The organism is uncultured Arthrobacter sp. (assembly GCF_902805515.1).
Classification (GTDB): Bacteria; Actinomycetota; Actinomycetes; order Actinomycetales; family Micrococcaceae; genus Arthrobacter_D.
The window spans coordinates 12144-29062 of sequence record NZ_CADCTE010000151.1 but is presented as its reverse complement, the minus strand read 5'-3'; the positions used below and the strand labels follow the sequence as shown (position 1 = coordinate 29062).

17 protein-coding genes are annotated in these 16919 nt (G+C 70.8%); 11 read left to right on the top strand and 6 right to left on the bottom strand.

The features are described 5' to 3' along the window. Window positions 1-189: 189 nt before the first annotated feature. From QZX79_RS13760 to QZX79_RS13740, 5 genes are all read left to right on the top strand, one after another. Complete coding sequence (locus tag QZX79_RS13760; protein ID WP_294568985.1) at window positions 190-1443, top strand: LLM class flavin-dependent oxidoreductase; 1254 nt, start codon at window positions 190-192, stop codon at window positions 1441-1443. 47 nt (window positions 1444-1490) lie between these two features. Then, window positions 1491-2315: a DNA-formamidopyrimidine glycosylase family protein gene (locus QZX79_RS13755; RefSeq protein WP_294568982.1), complete on the top strand. Its 825-nt coding sequence runs from the start codon at window positions 1491-1493 to the stop codon at window positions 2313-2315. Further along, entirely contained in the window at window positions 2315-3229 is a 915-nt protein-coding gene (locus QZX79_RS13750) for an RluA family pseudouridine synthase (RefSeq protein ID WP_294568980.1), read from the top strand. The genes QZX79_RS13755 and QZX79_RS13750 overlap by 1 nt, the downstream gene beginning before the upstream one ends. 56 nt (window positions 3230-3285) lie before the next feature. Further along, window positions 3286-3927, top strand: coding sequence for a DedA family protein (locus QZX79_RS13745; RefSeq protein WP_294568977.1), 642 nt, complete (start codon window positions 3286-3288; stop codon window positions 3925-3927). A gap of 427 nt (window positions 3928-4354) precedes the next feature. Then, window positions 4355-5233: a hypothetical protein gene (locus QZX79_RS13740; protein WP_294568975.1), complete on the top strand. Its 879-nt coding sequence runs from the start codon at window positions 4355-4357 to the stop codon at window positions 5231-5233. Window positions 5234-5276: 43 nt separating this feature from the next. On the opposite strand, the gene QZX79_RS13735 is transcribed toward QZX79_RS13740, so the two are convergent. After that, window positions 5277-5693 carry an STAS/SEC14 domain-containing protein gene (locus QZX79_RS13735; RefSeq protein ID WP_294568973.1) on the bottom strand — a complete coding sequence of 139 codons (417 nt, stop codon included), beginning with the start codon at window positions 5691-5693 and terminating at the stop codon, window positions 5277-5279. Next, on the bottom strand, window positions 5694-6500 hold the full coding sequence (locus QZX79_RS13730; RefSeq protein ID WP_294568971.1) for a class I SAM-dependent methyltransferase: 807 nt from the start codon (window positions 6498-6500) through the stop codon (window positions 5694-5696). It lies immediately after the preceding gene. Between the two features lie 83 nt (window positions 6501-6583). Here QZX79_RS13730 and QZX79_RS13725 point away from each other — a divergent pair, with 83 nt between their 5' ends. Both QZX79_RS13725 and QZX79_RS13720 read left to right on the top strand, forming a co-directional pair. Further along, window positions 6584-8110 (top strand): glycosyltransferase family 39 protein, encoded by a 1527-nt coding sequence (locus QZX79_RS13725; RefSeq protein ID WP_294568969.1) that lies wholly within the window; start codon window positions 6584-6586, stop codon window positions 8108-8110. A 32-nt stretch (window positions 8111-8142) separates the two neighbouring features. Further along, complete coding sequence (locus tag QZX79_RS13720) at window positions 8143-8688, top strand: GNAT family N-acetyltransferase (RefSeq protein ID WP_294568967.1); 546 nt, start codon at window positions 8143-8145, stop codon at window positions 8686-8688. 16 nt (window positions 8689-8704) lie between these two features. Here the strand turns inward: QZX79_RS13720 and QZX79_RS13715 are convergent, their stop codons facing one another. From QZX79_RS13715 to QZX79_RS13700, 4 genes are read right to left on the bottom strand one after another with little or no spacing between them, the layout of a single operon-like run. Next, on the bottom strand, window positions 8705-9226 hold the full coding sequence (locus tag QZX79_RS13715; RefSeq protein ID WP_294568965.1) for a GNAT family N-acetyltransferase: 522 nt from the start codon (window positions 9224-9226) through the stop codon (window positions 8705-8707). 11 nt (window positions 9227-9237) lie between these two features. Then, the gene (locus tag QZX79_RS13710) at window positions 9238-9669 is read right to left on the bottom strand and encodes a VOC family protein (RefSeq protein WP_294568964.1); all 432 of its coding nucleotides are present in this window, start codon (window positions 9667-9669) and stop codon (window positions 9238-9240) included. Between the two features lie 27 nt (window positions 9670-9696). Next, window positions 9697-10896 (bottom strand): acyl-CoA dehydrogenase family protein, encoded by a 1200-nt coding sequence (locus QZX79_RS13705; RefSeq protein WP_294568962.1) that lies wholly within the window; start codon window positions 10894-10896, stop codon window positions 9697-9699. Between the two features lie 42 nt (window positions 10897-10938). Next, window positions 10939-11715, bottom strand: coding sequence for an SDR family NAD(P)-dependent oxidoreductase (locus tag QZX79_RS13700; RefSeq protein WP_294568959.1), 777 nt, complete (start codon window positions 11713-11715; stop codon window positions 10939-10941). 133 nt (window positions 11716-11848) lie between these two features. On the opposite strand from QZX79_RS13700, the gene QZX79_RS13695 reads away from it, so the two are divergent. From QZX79_RS13695 to QZX79_RS13680, 4 genes are all read left to right on the top strand, one after another. Then, the gene (locus QZX79_RS13695) at window positions 11849-12961 is read left to right on the top strand and encodes a glycoside hydrolase family 76 protein (protein WP_294568957.1); all 1113 of its coding nucleotides are present in this window, start codon (window positions 11849-11851) and stop codon (window positions 12959-12961) included. 179 nt (window positions 12962-13140) lie between these two features. After that, window positions 13141-14190, top strand: a complete 1050-nt coding sequence (locus QZX79_RS13690) for an iron ABC transporter substrate-binding protein (protein WP_294568956.1) — start codon at window positions 13141-13143, stop codon at window positions 14188-14190. Between the two features lie 27 nt (window positions 14191-14217). After that, window positions 14218-15783 (top strand): iron ABC transporter permease, encoded by a 1566-nt coding sequence (locus tag QZX79_RS13685; RefSeq protein ID WP_294568955.1) that lies wholly within the window; start codon window positions 14218-14220, stop codon window positions 15781-15783. Between the two features lie 16 nt (window positions 15784-15799). Continuing rightward, window positions 15800-16903 carry an ABC transporter ATP-binding protein gene (locus QZX79_RS13680; RefSeq protein ID WP_294568954.1) on the top strand — a complete coding sequence of 368 codons (1104 nt, stop codon included), beginning with the start codon at window positions 15800-15802 and terminating at the stop codon, window positions 16901-16903. Window positions 16904-16919: the final 16 nt, after the last annotated feature.

Here is a 16919-nt window from a genome sequence, read left to right as displayed (position 1 = left end):
GCCCGAGGCGGGTGCGCGCTACGTCCAGCTGTCCTCCGCCTACGACGACGCGGCCGCCGAGGCCCGGGCCCGGGGCTGGCCGGTGACCGGGAACGCGGACGGCGAGCACCTGGACGTCGCGACGTCACCGGCGCGGGTCGCGGACCTGTTGAGGTAGCCGCGAACCGCCGACCTCGGTAGGCATGACCCATGCCGGTCATCGGGTTCCACAATTCCCACGAGCAGGTCCACCCCGCGGAGCTGCTGAAGGCGGTCCAGCACGCCGAGGAGGTGGGCTTCACCGGAGCGATGAGCTCCGACCACTTCTCGCCCTGGAGCGAGCGGCAGGGCCAGTCGGGCTTCGGCTGGTCGTTCCTCGGAGCCGCACTGGCGACGACGTCGCTGCCGTTCGGCGCGGTGAACGCGCCCGGCCAGCGCTACCACCCGGCCATCGTGGCCCAGGCGATCGCGACGCTCGGCGCCATGTTCCCGGGGCGCTTCTGGGTGGCCCTGGGCAGCGGCGAGGCGTCCAACGAGCACATCACCGGCCAGGGCTGGCCGCGCAAGGAGCTGCGCGACGCCCGGCTGCGCGAGTGCGTCGACGTCATCCGGGCCCTGCTGGCCGGCGGCCGGACCGCGCACAAGCAGCGCCAGCCACCCGCACGCGCCCGCACCTCCCGGGCGGGCCGGCTGGGGCGCGCGCCTGGACGCTCCCTTACGAACAGTTCGATGAGCCTGGCCGGCGGGCCCGACGGCGCCTCCGGGTACCAGCGCGCCACCCCGCCGGTCGCAGCGGGCCGCTGGAACCTGCTGCCGCCCGTTGAGAACGAGTCGACCCTCCACGCCCACGCCACCGCCGAACTGCTCCTTGACCGCTACGGCGTGGTCACCCGCGGCGCCGTGGGCAGCGAAGGGGTGCCCGGCGGGTTCGGCCTGATGTACAAGGTGCTTGCGCGCCTTGAGGAGATGGGCCGGTGCCGGCGCGGCTACTTCATCGAGCATCTCGGCGCCGCCCAGTTCGCGGTGCCCTCGACCGTGGACCGGCTGCGCTCCTTCAGCGCGGACAACGATCCGCGTTCGGAGGCCGCCGGCGGACCGGCGCTCACGGCCACCGCCCTGGCCGCGACCGACCCGGCCAACCCGTACGGCGCCGCCCTCGCCTGGCCGCAGGCCGAGGGAGGGCACCGTCCCGGCCGCAAGGCCGGCGCGCTCGTGGTGCTTGTCGACGGCGACCTGGTGCTCTACGTCGAGCGGGGCGGCAAGACGCTGCTGGTCTTCGCCGAGGACCAGCCCGCCCTCGACGCGGCCGCCGCCGCCCTGGTCGGCGTGATCCGGCGGGGCGCGGCCGACAAGATGGCGCTGGAGAAGGTCAACGGCGGGGAGATCCTCGACACCGGGGTGGGCTCGGCCCTGGCCGCCGCCGGCTTCTACACGACACCCAAGGGGCTGAGGATCCGTGCCTAGGGAACGCATCGGCGTCCGGCGGGACACTTGCACTCAAGGGGGGACCCGTGCCTGAGGGGGATACCGTCTGGCGGGCCGCCCGGGACCTCCATGCGGCCCTCGCCGGAAAGGAGCTGACCCGGTGCGACATCCGCGTCCCGCGCTTTGCCACGGTCGACTTCACCGGCGACACCGTCGAGGAAGTGGTCTCCCGCGGGAAGCACCTGCTGATCCGCGGGGGCGGCGGCGGGGATGCGGAAGGGTGGGACATCCACTCCCACCTGAAGATGGAAGGGCTCTGGCACGTGTACGCGCACGGCCAGAAGTGGCGCCGGCCCGGCTTCAAGGCGCGGTGCGTGCTCGAGACCACCGACAACGTCGTCGTCGGCTTCGAACTGGGTTTCCTGCGGGTCCTGCCCCGCTCGGGCGAGGAAGAGGCCGTGGGCTACCTCGGGCCCGATCTGCTCGGCGGGGACTGGGACCCCGCCGAGGCCCTGCGGAGGCTCTCCCTTCAGCCGGAACGTCCCCTCGGCCTGGCCCTGCTCGACCAGCGCAACCTCGCGGGCATCGGCAACGTCTACCGCTGTGAGCTGTGCTTCCTGGCCGGGGTGCACCCGCTGACGCCCGTCGGCGAGGTCCGGAACCTGCCCCGCATCGTCGACCTGGCCAAAAAGCTGCTCGAGGCGAACAAACTGCGGAGCACCCGCGCCACCACCGGAAACCTCCGCGGCAACAACCTGTGGGTGTACGGGCGCTCGAACCGGGGCTGCCTGCGCTGCGGCACTCCGGTGGTCCTCGAACAGCTCGGCGACAACGAACTCGAGCTGCGGGACCTCTACTACTGCCCCCACTGCCAGCCGCCCGCCGACGGTGCCCGTACCCTTGAAAGGTGATGAAGTCCCCCCTTCCGGTCCGCAACGGAGTCAATGCCACCCGCCTCCGGCTGCCCGACGAAGGTCCGTGGTCAACGGCCCTCGAGTACATCCTTGACCGCTTCGACCACGTGAACCCCGACGGCATCGCCGAACGGTTCGACCGCGGCGAGGTGGTGGCCCTCGGCGGAACCGTGCTCACCCGGGAGACCCCGCTCACCGACCACACCTTCATCTGGTACTACCGCGAGCTTCCCGTCGAGGACCGGCTCCCGGTGGAGATTTCCATCCTCCACCAGGATGAGGACCTGCTGGTGGTCGATAAACCCCACTTCCTGCCGACGACCCCCGGTGGCATGTACGTCGCGGAGTCCGCACTGGTGCGCCTGCGGGTGCAGCTGGGACTCCCAGACCTGATCCCCATGCACCGGCTCGACCGCATGACCGCCGGCATCCTGATGTTCTCGGTGAACCCGGAGACCCGCGGAAAATATCAGCTGCTGTTCGAGAACCGCCGGATCCGCAAGGAGTACGAGGCGATCGCCCCGGTGCGGCCGGAACTCGGCCTGGATGTTGCACCCCGAATTGTGCGCAGCCGCATTGTGAAGTCCCGCACCTACCTGCTGGCCCAGGAGGTCGAGGGCGCCCCCAACACCGAGACGGCGGTGAGCCTGATTGAGGAGACGGCGGGCGTTGGCCGCTACCGGCTGCAGCCGCACACCGGCAAAACCCACCAGCTTCGGCTGCACATGGCCGGGCTCGGACTGGGCATCCTCAACGACCCCTTCTACCCCGTGCTGAAACCACAGGCCGCCGACGACTTCTCGAAGCCGCTCCAGTTGCTGGCCAAGAGCATCTCCTTCACCGACCCGCTCAGCGGCGCCGAGTCGTCCTTCGAATCATCGCTGCGGCTCTCGGAGTTTCCCCCGAATTAACCCGGGCTTGGCCCGACTCCTCTGCTTTCCCCAGCAGCGGCCTGTAGGTTGGGTGGGTGGAGATTCCCGGCCCGGATCTGGCTATGCCGCTCTACTTCCTGCTCATGTTCACCATCATCGTCGTGGACGTGATCCTCCCCGTCGTGCCCTCGGAACTGATGGTGATCGCCGCCGGCACCATGGCCTCGCATGGGAACCTCTTCCTGCCCGCGGCCGTCCTCGTGGCGACCACCGGCAGCTGGGTGGGCGACCTCGCGCTGTTTATGCTCTTCCGCCGCCGCCTGACGCACTGGCTCGACCGCTTCCGCTGGGGACGGTCGGTCCACGGCGGACTCCGCAGCGCAGTGGAGAAGGCCGGCAAGTCACCGACCTATGCCGGACTGGTCGCTGTTCGGTTCCTGCCCGGCGGCCGGACCGCCAGCGTCGCAGCGGCCGGAATCGCCGAAGTCGCGCTCCGCCCCTTTATGGTCCTGACCGCCCTGGGCGCGTGCCTGTGGGCCGCGTGGCTCCTTGGCCTTGGCTACCTGACCGGCGCCTCCACCGGGCTGCCCCTCTGGGTGAGCGTCGTGCTGGGAACCGCCGTCGGGACCCTCGTGGGGCTCGTGACCGCGGCTGTTCTTGGCCTGCGGCAGCGTCGGAGGTCCAAGACCGCAGGCTCCGGGGAGACCGGAGAGACGGCCAGCCCGGATTCACGGTGATCCTGCTGGGCCAACTGCCCGCCGCTGCGCGGAAGTAGGTAGGCTGAACGCGAGCGCACGGGAAACCCGCGGCGCAGCACCCGTTGAAAGGGAGGCGATGAAGCCGACGCATGAGGTGAAGCTCCCGCCTGCGCCCTCGGTTCCTCCGACGGTGTCAGCGGCTCCGGACGGGGCCGGTGGCGCTGGCGGGGTGCGCCGTAAATTCAAGGCAGCGACCGCAGCGCTGGGAGCAGAACGGGCGGGCGGACGGCTCCGGGGTTTGACCGCACGTGGAGCGGGCAGCACGCACAGACGGCTCCGGAATGGAACCGCAGGCGGAGCGGGCAGGACGCACAGGGTCCGGAGTGGAACCGCCGCGCTGGGAGCGGGCGGGGGACGCCGAAGTGTTTCGGCCCGGCCTGTGGCACGGCAGGGCCGGGGCGGAAGAATGCCCGCCTGGACGGCCGCCCCCCGGAATCGCCTTGCGGACGCTGCCGCCTCCGTCCGATCCTGGGATCCGGACCTGCTGCGCGCTGTTCTGGTCTCCCTGGCCGCGCTGGCATGGCTCCTTGCGCCGGGCGGACGCGCCTGGGACCCACTCCAGTCCGGACCGCCGCTGCCGGGACCGACCCTGCTTCTTCCCGCCGCCGGGGCGCTGTGGATCCGGGTCCTCATCGACCTCGCGCTGTGCGTCTACGTGCTGTACCAGTGGCTGCCCTTCCAGCTCCGGAAGGAGCGCCAGCGCCGGCTCGGCTGGACTCTCGCCTCGGCACTCGTGCTCCTCACAGCGGTCCGGCTGAGCGGCCGGGACGAACTGCAGACCCTGGCGGCGGCCATCGTCGTCCTGCTTCTCGGCGTGCTGCTGACCACCCTGGGCACTCTGCACCGCTACCCGGCGGAGGGCCGGATCGAAGGCGCCGCCGTCGATGTACCCCTCGGTCTGCTGCTGGGCTGGACCATCATCGAGACGGCGGTGCGGGCCGCCGCGCTGGCCGACCGGCAGGGGACGGACCTGTTCGACCTCGGCGCACAGACCTGGGCCCTGATCGCCGTGGGCGTGGTGACCGTCGGCACGGCGGTCCTGTGCAGTACGGGCAGGGGGCACCTCAGCGTCGCCCTGGCGGTGGTCTGGGGGCTCATCTGGCTCCTCTTCGACCGGCTCTTCGGCGAACCCGCGTCCGCGCCGGTCGCCTTCGCTGCCGGCCTCGCCGTCTTCCTGCTGCTGATCACCGCCGGTTCGCGGAGGCACCGGGTGGATCATGAGCGCCGACGGCGGCTGCGGGCTCTCCAGGACGCCGCCCGGCCTCCCCTCAACCTCGCCGGATAGCACCGGAAGGCTGGAGCTCAGTCCGGCAGCTCAGTCCGGCAGCTCAGTCGAGCGGCTCTGTTGAGTCGGGCCGCTTGAGCCAGTCGAGGGCGCGCTCCCGCGAGGTGAAGAAATGGGTGGGGCACGGCGGGCTGTGAAGGCCGAGGAAGAAGTTGGCCAGGAGCCGGTCGACCGGAGAGGAACCCAGCAGCGCAATCCGCGAGGCGCCACACGGGATGGAAAAGGTACTGCGGGCTCCCCTGCTGACCGATTTTGTGGCCTCCATGTCGACGAGCATGGGGTGGGAGGTGTCAGCGCAGAGCAGGTTGACGACGTCCATTGCCGCCCGGGCATCGTCCGAGGAGATGTGGATGCCGCGGTCCCACTTCAGGTGCAGGACGCCGTCCGGCCGGAGCCCAAGCGTTCCCTTCCCGCCTTCGATCGGCAGCGGCGCCGTGGATTCTCCCGATGGGGTTTCCATTCAGGCTCCCTTGCGCGGCTGCAGCACCGCAAAGTATCCCGGGACCGGCGTGGACTCGGTGGTCTCGGCCGGAACTGTATGGATGACGGCCGGCCCGTCGGCGAGAAGCTGCCATTGGTCTTCGGGGAAGGCGGCGCCGCGTTCGGTGGCGCCGAAGTGGCCGGGCCGCGGAAGCCCGGCGATGGCGCGCTTCAGGCCCGCCGGGATATACCCGGGGGCCGCCCCGAGCCGTTCGACGTATTCGAGGGAGCTTCCCGGAAAGTTCGTTTCGGTGAGGAAGACCCGCCCGCCGCGTACTGCGGTGCGGAGATTGACGGCCATCACCGCCTGTGGCCGGGGCGGAAGGACGTGAAGCACCCCGCGGACGAAGACATTGCACGCTCCGGGGTAGGGGGAGACCACGGCGCCCGGTTCGGTGGCGTCGACGACGGCGAAGGAGACGTTGGCCAGGCCGGCGGCCTCCGTCTCGGCACGGGCGATCGCGCTGGGGGAAACGTCGATGCCGAGGGCCTCGGGAAAGATGCCGGCCAGCCAACGGGTGAACGACCCGTTGCCGCAGCCGACGTCGATGACCGGCAGCGAGGTGTCAAGATGCGCCCGGAGTGCCTCGGCGTACTGTTCCCGCTCCGCATCGGAGGCGGAATCCCAGAGCACCTGCCCGCCGGCGCCCGTGGTCCGGATGTCCTTCCAGTACCCCTCCCATGCCCGGTGGGGATCGCGGGGCGCCCGTGCGGCAAGCCACGCGATCCTCGGTACCAACCGTGCCCGATTCAGCAGTCGGACGGCCGCGCTGTCTCCTTTTGTCACAGGTGCCACTTTGCCACCACGGCAGGAGCGCTGCCAGCCCGACCCGCCGGTGCCAGGCCGGGCGGCAGGGTTAGGCTGACGGGGTGAACACGCAGGCCCGTACCCGACCGGTGCGTTCCGGCGGCGCAGCGGAGCGCGGACCGGAACTGCCGCCCCTCGCCCGCTTCCCGGTGTTCACCGCGATGGCCGCACTCGGCGTCCTCCTCACGGCTGCCAGCACGGCGTACGGCTACCACCGCGACGAGCTGTACTTTCGGATGCTGCCCCCGGCGTGGGGCTACGTGGACCAGCCCCCGCTCACCCCGCTGCTGGTGAGGCTTTTCAGTTCCCTCGTCGCCGATGAGGTGTGGGCCATCCGGATCCCGGCCACGCTGGCCGCCGTCGCCTCGGTCCTCGTGGTCGTGCTGATCACCCGCGAACTGGGCGGAGGCCGGGCCGCGCAGGGGCTGTGTGCGTGGGCCTACGCCTTCGCGACGGCGCCGCTGCTGTTCGGGCATGTTCTGCTCACCGCCACCCTCGACCTCGTGTTCTGGCCCGCCGTCGTCCTGCTGATGATGCGTGCCGTGCTGCGGGGGCAGCCCGCGTGGTGGCTGGCGGCGGGCGTCGTCGTCGGGCTGGCCATGTACAACAAGCTGCTGATCGCCGGGCTGCTGGTGTCCCTGGCGGCAGGCCTGCTCCTTGCCGGCCCGCGGAAGGTGTTCCGCTCGGGCTGGGTCTGGGGTGCGGCGGTGCTGGCGCTCGCCATCGGCTCGCCGAACCTCTTCTACCAGGCGGCGCACGGCTGGCCGCAGCTCGAGATGGGAGCGGCACTCGCGGAGAACAACGCAGCCGAAACCCGGGTGCTGATGTGGCCCTTCCTGTTCCTGACGCTCGGGCCTCCCCTCGCCGCGGTCTGGGCCGCCGGCGCCGTTGCCCTGCTGCGCCGGCCGCAGTGGCGTCCCGTGCGGTTCACCGCTGCCGCCCTGCCCGTCCTGCTGGCCCTGACCTTTCTTGCGGGCGGGCAGATCTACTACCCCTCGGGCCTGCTGACGGTGCTGTTCGCGGCCGGTTGCGTGCCCACCGCTGCCTTTCTGGCCGCCCGGGTTCGATGGCGGGCGCTTGCCGCGGGCGCCCTCGCCCTCAATGCGGCGGTGGCGGCCGTCATTTCCCTGCCGGTGCTGCCGGTGCCCGCCCTGGCGGCCAGCCCGGTTCCGGACATCAACCAGGTGGCCGCGGACTCGGTGGGCTGGCCGGTATACGTGGAGCAGGTCGCCGCCGTGTACCGCTCCCTGCCAGGAAAGGACGCCGAAGGGGCCGTCCTGATCGCGAGCAACTACGGCGAGGCCGGGGCACTGGCCCGGTATGGACCCGCGCTGGGGCTGCCTCCGGCCTACAGCGGGCACAACGAACTCCAGTTCCATGAGAGGCCGGCGGACACCGGCGGCGCGGTGATCGTCGTCGGGGGCCAGGCTTCTCGAGCGCGTACCCTCCTCGAGGACTGCCGGAGGGCCGGGGTGCTCGACAACCATGTCGGCGTCGACAACGAGGAACAGGGCCAGGAAATCATCGTCTGCTCCTCCCCGGCGTCCGGCTGGCGCGGGCTGTGGCCGGCCTTCGCCCATTACGACTGACTGGCGAACCGGCGGTATGGGAGGGTGGGCGGATGACACCGACAGCGAATCCCTGGCGTTCCTCTGCTGCAGGGGCGGGGGACGTCCGGCTCGTTCGCCTGCCACCGGCCGCCATCCACGCCCTGGCCGACGGCGACCTCGCCGCCGCGCAGCTCCTAAGTCCCGCGGTGTTAACGGAGCATCTCGTCTCCAGCGGCTGCCGCGCCGTGTGGAGGATGCGCAGCCGTCAGCTTCTCGCGTCCCCGGGCGACGCGGACTGGATCACCCGTCTCATCGTCGATGCCGCAGGGACCGCCGTAGGGCGGGCGGGGTTCCACGGACCGCCGGACGACGGGAGAGTCGAGGTTGGATACGAGGTGGATCCCGGGCACCGGCGGCGCGGCCACGCGCGGGCGGCCCTGGGGATCCTCCTCGGCATCGCCGACGCCGAACCCGGAGTTTCCACGGTCCGCGCCTCGGTCCGGCCGGACAACCTGCCCTCACGGCGCCTCGTCGACTCCTTCGGTTTCCGCGCGGTGGGCCGGCAGTGGGATGAGGACGACGGATGGGAAACGGTGCTTGAACTCTCCCTGACCTGACCCGGGCGGCCGGGCCCTATGCCAGCGGACGGCTGAGCACCACCCGCGGCCACCGCGCCAGGCCGGCGGCGGCCTCCTGCGCCACGACCTGCTTCAGGCCGGGCTCCAGCGCGTCGGCCGGCACCTCCCGGAAGCCCAGCCGGCGGTAGTACGGGGCGTTCCAGGGGACCTCGCGGAAGGTGGTCAGCGTGAGGTTTCCAAGGCCCTGCCCGCGGCCCCAGTCCGCAGCGGTCCCGAGGAGGCGCCGTCCGATCCCCTGCCGGGCGAAGGAGGGGTGCACGCTGACCTGCTCGACGTGGGCATTGGCGCCGACACGCTTCACCAGCAGGTAGCCCACCGGGGAGCCGTCGGCGCCGACGGCGGTCCAGGCCCGGCCGGCCGCCTGGAACTCGGCCAGTTCCTCAACCGGCAGCGGCTCGTCCTCGGCGATCTCCGCCATGCCAAGCGCCCGGAACTGCTCCCCCGCGGCGCGCTCAATCCCGCGCAGGGCCTCAAGCTCGGTGCGTGCCGCGCTCCTGATCCGCACTACGGGCGGCACGGCGTCCGGTGTCAGGGGTTCCCCTGCTTGGGGTCGAGTTCCTGGAAGAGGGTGAGCTGGAGCCCTGCCGGGGCGTCAAGCCTGGAGTTCAGCGAACGCCACGGCGTCTCGCGGGGTTCGGCGATCAGTTCGGCCCCGGCCTCGACGAGCCGGTGCGTGGTGCCGGCGGTGTCGTCGACCTCAAAAGCGATCCGGATCCGCGCGCTCGGCCGACCCTCCGCCTCGACGCTGTCGATCAGGCGCACCTGCGCGGGATTCGAAAGTTCGAGGGTGGCACGGCCGGCGTCGAGGATGCTCACGCGGGCGCCGTCGCCGCCCTCGTAGGCCTCCTGCTCGGGCATGCCCAGCACGTCCCGGTAGAACGCCAGCGCCGCGTCGTAGTCCTCCGAATGCACCACGACCCGCAGCTGCCGCACCGGACGTGTGGGCTCCTTCTCAGTCATGGCCGCAGTCTAATCCCCTCTACGGGCTCAGACGATGGCCGAAAGCCCGGTAAGGGCCCGCCCCACGATGAGGGTGTTGATCTCGTAGGAGCCCTCATAGGTGTAGATGGCCTCGGCGTCGGCGAAGATCTTCGCCATCCCGTAGTCGGTCACGATCCCGTTGCCGCCAAGGATGCTCCGCCCGAGGGCGACCGTCTCGCGCATGCGCGCCGTCGTGTAGGACTTCGCCAGGGCCGCCTGGGGCATGCCCGGGCCCTCCGGGATGCCCGCCGATCCGGCGCCGTCCTGCAGCTGGGCGATCCGGGCCATGAGGGCCAGGCTCGCCGTCGTATTGCCGAGCATCGTCACCAGCTGGTCCTGGATCAGCTGGAAACTGCCCAGCGGGCGGCCGAACTGGTAGCGCTCAAGCGCGTACCGGCGGGCGACGTCGTACGCGGCCAGCTGCTGCCCCACCGCCTGCCAGCCCACCAGGATGCGCGAGCCGAGGAGCAGGCGCCGGGTGTCGGAGAAACTGTCGATCCCCTCGAACCGGTCGGCTTCGGCCACCCGCACGTCCTCGAGGAGGATGTCCGCGTTCTGCACGGTGCGCAGCGCGATCTTGTTTTCGATCACGGTCCGGGTGACCCCGGGCAGGGTGGCGTCGAGGATGAAGCCGCGCACCGCCGACGTCTCGGTGTCGCGGGCCCACAGCAGCATGTAGTCGCAGAAGGTCCCGTTGCCGATCCACCGTTTGGCTCCGTTGAGGATCCAGGTGTTCCCGTCGCGGGTGGCCGTGGTGGCCATCCCGCCGGCGATGTCGGATCCGTGCTGCGGCTCGGTCAGGGCGAACGCCCCGGTGATGCGCAGGTCCATGGCGGCCTGGAGGAGCCGCTGCTTCTGGTCCGGGGACCCGAACTGATGAAGCGCCTCGACGAAGAGGTCGTGGTGGACCATGAAGAAGGTCGCCAGGGAGGTGTCGGCACGGGTCATCTCCGCAATGACCATGCCGCCGAAGAGGTGGCTGTAGCCCTGCTGCACCGGCGTGCTCAGTTCGAGCGCCGCAAGCTTCGGCAGGATGCCGTGCGGGAACTCGGCCCGGTTCCACCAGTCCCCGGCCGACGGCGCCACCTCCTTGGCGAGGAAGTCGCGCACGTCGTCAAGCTTCGCCCGCTCGGAGGCGCTTAGCAGCGATTCGAAGCCAAGGAAGTCCGCGTCCGGAAGGTTACTGGTGTCGAACTGGCTCTCCATCGAGCAGTCCTTTCGGTTGGGCGGCCGAAGGCCGGGAAGGAGTTACCGCGGACCCATGCGGATGGCGCCGTCGAGCCGGATAGTCTCGCCGTTCAGCATCTGGTTCGCGAGGATCGAGGACACCAGCGCGGCGTACTCGGAGGGTTTGCCCAGCCGGGAGGGGTGGGGCACCTGGCTGCCGAGGGAGTCCTGGGCTTCCTGCGGCAGGCCCGCCATCATGGGCGTCTCGAAGATGCCCGGGGCGATGGTGACCACCCGGATCAGGTGCCGGGCGAGCTCCCGCGCCAGGGGAAGCGTCATGGCCGCGACCCCGCCCTTGGACGCCGCGTAGGCGGGCTGGCCGATCTGGCCGTCGAACGCCGCGACGGAGGCCGTATTGATGATCACTCCGCGCTCCGGGGAACCGCCGGCGCCTTTCACGGGGTCGACGGCGGCCATCGCCTCGGCCGCCAGCCGGAGAACATTGAAGGTACCGGTCAGGTTCACGGAGATCACCCGCTCGAACTGCTCGAGCGGCAGCACCCCCTCCCGGCCGAGGACCTTCCCGGGGGTGGCGATGCCTGCACAGTTCACCAGGACCCGCAGGGGCGCCCGCTCCCCCGCGGCGGCAACCGCGGCACCGACCTGCGCTGCGTCGGCGACGTCGGCCGGGACGAACTGCGCGCGCGGGCCGAGCCGGCCGGCGGCCTCGGCCCCGGCGGACGAGGGAAGGTCAAGGAGGACGACAAAGCCGCCCTCGTCGATCAGCCGCTGGGCCGTGGCCAGGCCCAGCCCGGAGGCGCCGCCGGTGACCAGTGCCGCCGAACCCGCTACATCCATGAAAGAGCCCCCTTGAGAAATGTGCATGCTGCTGATTCAGCGTACTGTGATGCCGCCCACACCGCATCCGAAGCGGGCGGTACTGGGCAGAATGCTCAATCCGGCAGCGGCGCCGGTTGGCTAGGGTGGTCTTATGCTCACCCCGCCGGATTCCGCAGGGCCGGACACGCCTGCGTTCCGGGCGCAGGCTGCCGCCGGAAGCGTCGAGACCCTCTTCGCTGCCCGCGCGCTCGGCCTGCCCGGCACCCGTCTGGGCCGGATTGCCTTCCCCCGCCCCCGCGGGCGGGGCCCCGCCTGGCACTACTGGTGGCAGGCACACTATCTCGATGCCCTCCTCGACGGGCACCTGCGCCTGCGCACCCGGGATCCGGCAGGTGCGGACGCCGCCCTGCGGCGTGCGGTGCGGCTGGCCCGGGGCATCCGGCTGCGCAACGGGGTGCGGTGGACCAACTCCTACTTCGACGACATGGCCTGGCTGGCGCTTGCCCTCCAGCGGCTCGACGGCTGCCTCATCGACGCCGGCCGGCGCCCCCGCCACCGGCGGGCCCGAGCCGCCCTCGAGGCGGCGCTGCGCTCGGCCGCCACGCCGGAACTCGGTGGAGGGGTCTACTGGAACACGCGGCGCAACTTTAAGAACACCCCGGCGACAGCCCCGGCCGCCCTGTATTTCGCCCGTGCCGGGGATCGGGAGCAGGCTGCCGGACTTCTGGCCTGGCTGCGCGGGCGGCTGTGGGACGCGGAGTCGGGGCTCTACCTCGACGGCGTCCAGCGCACCGCCGACGGCGAAAAACTGAGGCGCGCGGTCTACACCTACAACCAGGGGCCCGTTCTGGGCGCGCTGGCCTCCCTCGGGGGCGGGCATAACCTGAGGCAGGCGGAATCCCTCATCGCCGCGGTGCAGGCCCGGCTCACTACCCCAGAGGGCTCCCTGCGCACGCACGGCTCCGGCGACGGCGGCCTGTTCACCGGCATCCTCGCCCGCTACCTTGCGGAGGCGGCGCTCGCACCGGGGCTGGCCGCGGAGGCTGCCGGGACGGCCCGGAGCCTGGTCGGGGCGACGGCGGCCGCCCTGTGGGAGGGCCGCCGGGGCCATGGAGGCGCTCACATCTTTCCATCGGCTCCCGGGACGGCCGCCGCCCCGCCGGTTGACCTCTCGACCCAGCTCCAGGCCCTTTTGGTCTTCGAGGCCGAGGCGCGGATCGACCGGCACGAGGCGGCCCGCGGTGTCTTTCCGCGGCTTTCCTGAGGGCGAGAAGCCGGAAATAATTACGTCACACGAACGTGACGAAAAAGGTGTGATTTCCGACACCTAAGTGGTGAAATAGGAATAAGTTAGGACATGCTTACCTATGTGTGAGGGTTCACACGTTCGTCCTTCCGGTCCAGCCCAGCCGCTGCCGCCCGCCGTTTTGTTGAAAGGCTCCAATGATCTTCAGTTCCAAGCAGGTTCAGCCCGCCGCGCTCACGGCCGCCCTGCTTCTTGCCCTGACCGCCTGCGGCTCGGGAGCGGCCTCCGAACCCGCCGCCGGAGAGGGATCGGATTCGGCCGCCGAGCTGACCGTGTACAACGCGCAGCACGAGTCGATGACCCAGGCCTGGGTCGATGAATTCACCAAGGAAACCGGGATCGAGGTGACGATCCGCCAGGGCAGCGACACCGAAATGAGCAACCAGATCCTGCAGGAGGGCGAGAAGTCCCCCGCCGACGTGTTCATCACGGAAAACTCCCCGGCCATGACCCAGGTCGAGAACGCCGGACTGTTCGCGGACATCCCCGCGGCCGTCCAGGAAAACATCCCCGAGGAGTACCGTCCCACCACCGGAAAGTGGACCGGCGTCGCCGCCCGTTCCACCCTGTTCGTCTACAACCCGGACAAGATCTCCGAGGCCGAGCTGCCGAAGTCGCTGATGGACCTGGCCGACCCGACGTGGGCCGGACGCTGGGGCGCCGCTGCCGGGGGCGCCGACTTCCAGGCGATCGTCTCGGCGATGCTCGAGCTTGAGGGCGAGGAGGCCACCGCCGAGTGGCTCGCCGCCATGAAGGACGGCGCCAAGATCTACCCCAAGAACGGCGCCGCCATGAAGGCAGTGAACGCCGGCGAAGTCGATGCCGCCGTGATCTACCACTACTACTACGCCGCCGACCAGGCGGACACCGGTGAGAACTCAAGCGACCTCGAGCCTTACTACTTCAAGGGCTCCGACGCCGGAGCGTTCGTCTCGATCTCCGGGGCAGGGGTGCTGAAGTCCTCGGACAACCAGGACGCCGCCAACCAGTTCCTTGAGTTCATCACCAGCAAGGAAGGCCAGGAGACCCTGAGCACCGGCAGCGACTACGAATACCCGGTCAGCGCCGAGGTTACCCCCCGCGAGGGCCTCGTCCCGCTCGCCGAACTCGAGGCGCCCACGGTGGATCCCGCCAAGCTCAACAGCGAGAAGGTCGTTGAACTGATGACCGACGCCGGGCTCCTCTAAGGGGCGGAAAGGCGCAACCGGGCCGCCATGGCCACATCCCAGCGGATCCGCGAAACGGCGGGCAGGAGCACCGGCTCCCGCCCGCCTTTCGGCGTTTCCGCGACGGCCGTACTCGTCACCCTCGGGACGCTGATCCCGCTCGGCTTCGTGGTCACGGTCACCGCCACCACGGGTTGGGAGGCCGCCGTCGAGCTGATCGTGCGGCCGCGGGTGGGTGAGCTGCTGTTCAACACCATCGCCCTGGTCGTCCTGACGGTTCCGGCCTGCATCGTCCTCGGGGTGGCCGCGGCCTGGCTCGTCGAGCGCACTGACCTCCCGGGGGCGCGGATCGCCTCACTGCTGCTCGCCGCCCCCCTCGCCGTACCGGCGTTCGTCAACAGCTACGCCTGGGCCGGGACCGTCCCGTCGCTCTCGGGCATTCCCGGCGGCGTCCTGATCTCCGTGCTGAGCTACTACCCGCTGGTGTACATCCCGGCGGCTGCAATGCTGCGGCGGCTCGACTCCGGCCTTGAGCAGTCGGCGGCCTCCCTCGGAATGGGCCCCTGGCGGGTCTTCTTCCGGGTTGTCCTTCCCCAGCTCCGGCTCGCCGTCGGCGGGGGCGCCCTCCTGGTGGGCCTGCATCTGCTGGCCGAATACGGCGCCTACTCCATGATCCGCTTCGACACCTTCACTACGGCGATCCTCCAGCAGTTCCAGTCGACCTTCAACAGCGCCGCCGCGAACATGCTCGCCAGCGTCCTGGTGGTGATCTGCCTGCTCCTGCTGCTGGCCGAGTCCGCGGCCCGCGGCAACGCCCGCTACGCCCGGATCGGGCCCGGGGTCGCCGCGGCCCCCGCCGCCCGGCCGCTGGCCCGGTGGAAGCCCGCGGGGGTCCTGTTCGTGCTGGCGCTCATCGTGCTGGCCCTGGGCGTGCCGCTGGTCAATGTGGTCCGCTGGCTCATCGCCGGCGGCCCGGCGGTCTGGGAGGTCGACGAGCTCGCCACCGCCCTGTTTCAGACCCTCGGGTACGGCGTCACCGGTGCCGCTGTCACCGTTCTCGCCGCGTTCCCCATCGCCTGGCTTGCCGTGCGCTACGGCGGCCGGTTCGCCCGGTTCCTCGAAAGCAGCAACTACATCACCAGCTCGATGCCGGGGATCGTCGTGGCACTGGCGTTCGTGACGGTCACCATCAACTTCGCCTACCCGCTCTACCAGGAGACCCCTGTGGTGATCGCGGCCTATGCGCTGCTGTTCCTGCCCCGGGCCCTGGTCAACCTGCGCGCCGGCTTCGCACAGGCACCCAAGGAGCTCGAGGAGGCGGCCCAGGCGCTGGGCAAGCGCCCGCTGGACGCCTTCGTTCGGGTGACCCTGCGCCTGACCGCCCCTGCGGCCGCCGCGGGCGCCGCGCTGGTCTTCCTCGCCGTCTCCACCGAGCTGACCGCCACCCTGGTGCTGGCGCCGTCGGGCGTCACGACCCTCGCCACCCGGTTCTGGGCGCTTAGCTCCGAGATCGACTACGCCGGGGCCGCCCCGTACGCCCTGCTGCTGATCCTGTTGTCCCTGCCCATGACCTACCTGCTGTACCGGCAGTCCCAGAAGGCGGTCGGCCAGTGAGCGGGGAGGACGCGGCATGACCACCTCGCCCCTGCTCCCGGCCGTGAACCACCTTGAACTGCTGGACATCACCAAGTCCTTCGGCAGCACCCAGGTGCTGCGCGGGCTGACCCTGTCCGTGCAGAAGGGCATCACCACGGCCATCGTGGGTCCCTCCGGCTCGGGCAAGACGACGCTGCTGCGCATCATCGCCGGCTTCGACTCCCCCGACTCGGGCGTCGTGGAGTTCGACGGCGGCGTCGTCGCGGGCGGACCCGGGCATCCGGTGCCGGCCCACAAACGCAATATCGGCTACGTGGCGCAGGACGGCGCCCTGTTCCCCCACCTCTCGGTCGGCGAGAACGTCGCCTTCGGGCTTGACCGCCGCGCCTTCGGACGCCGGGCGGCCCGCGCGCGCGTCGCGGAGCTGCTCGGCATGGTCTCGCTCGAGGCCGGATACGCGGACCGCCGGCCGGACCAGCTCTCGGGCGGCCAGCAGCAGCGGGTGGCGCTGGCCCGGGCCCTGGCCCGCGGACCCTCCCTGATGCTCCTCGACGAGCCGTTCTCCGCCCTCGACGCGGGCCTGCGGGTGGCCACCCGCAAGACCGTGGCGAAGACCCTCGCCGAAACCGGTGTGACGACCATCCTCGTCACCCATGACCAGTCCGAGGCGCTCTCCTTCGCCGACCAGGTCGCCGTGATGCGCGGAGGTGTCCTGGCGCAGGTGGGAAACCCCTTCGTCGTCTACACCCGTCCGGCCGACCGGGCGACGGCGGAGTTCCTCGGCGACGCCGTCATCCTCGAGGCCCACCTCCAGGGCTCGCTGGCCATGTGCGCCCTGGGCGGTATCCCGGTGCGCCGGCCCACCTGCCAGGGCAGGGTGCAGCTCATGCTGCGGCCTGAGCAGATCCGGATCGCCGAGGACGGCAATATCCGCGGCACCGTCGTGGAGACCGACTTCTTCGGCCCCGAGGTGACGGTGAAGATCCGCCTCAACGGCAGCGCAGGGAGTAACGGGAACGGCCTTGAGGGCATTGAAGGCCAGACGGTCACCATCCGGCACTGGAACGCCGCAATGGCCCGGGTGGGCACCGAACTGCGCCTCCGCGTGGTCGGCGAGGGTGTCGCCTTCCCCGCGTAGGCTCGGCGCGGCGACG

Coding starts and splice junctions, on each gene's coding strand:
- QZX79_RS13760 (WP_294568985.1), top strand. CDS start 190: ATGCCGGTCATCGGGTTCCACAATTCCCACGAGCAGGTCCACCCCGCG.
- QZX79_RS13750 (WP_294568980.1), top strand. CDS start 2,315: ATGAAGTCCCCCCTTCCGGTCCGCAACGGAGTCAATGCCACCCGCCTC.
- QZX79_RS13740 (WP_294568975.1), top strand. CDS start 4,355: ATGCCCGCCTGGACGGCCGCCCCCCGGAATCGCCTTGCGGACGCTGCC.
- QZX79_RS13735 (WP_294568973.1), bottom strand. CDS start 5,693: ATGGAAACCCCATCGGGAGAATCCACGGCGCCGCTGCCGATCGAAGGC.
- QZX79_RS13720 (WP_294568967.1), top strand. CDS start 8,143: ATGACACCGACAGCGAATCCCTGGCGTTCCTCTGCTGCAGGGGCGGGG.
- QZX79_RS13710 (WP_294568964.1), bottom strand. CDS start 9,669: ATGACTGAGAAGGAGCCCACACGTCCGGTGCGGCAGCTGCGGGTCGTG.
- QZX79_RS13705 (WP_294568962.1), bottom strand. CDS start 10,896: ATGGAGAGCCAGTTCGACACCAGTAACCTTCCGGACGCGGACTTCCTT.
- QZX79_RS13700 (WP_294568959.1), bottom strand. CDS start 11,715: ATGGATGTAGCGGGTTCGGCGGCACTGGTCACCGGCGGCGCCTCCGGG.
- QZX79_RS13695 (WP_294568957.1), top strand. CDS start 11,849: ATGCTCACCCCGCCGGATTCCGCAGGGCCGGACACGCCTGCGTTCCGG.
- QZX79_RS13690 (WP_294568956.1), top strand. CDS start 13,141: ATGATCTTCAGTTCCAAGCAGGTTCAGCCCGCCGCGCTCACGGCCGCC.
- QZX79_RS13685 (WP_294568955.1), top strand. CDS start 14,218: ATGGCCACATCCCAGCGGATCCGCGAAACGGCGGGCAGGAGCACCGGC.
- QZX79_RS13680 (WP_294568954.1), top strand. CDS start 15,800: ATGACCACCTCGCCCCTGCTCCCGGCCGTGAACCACCTTGAACTGCTG.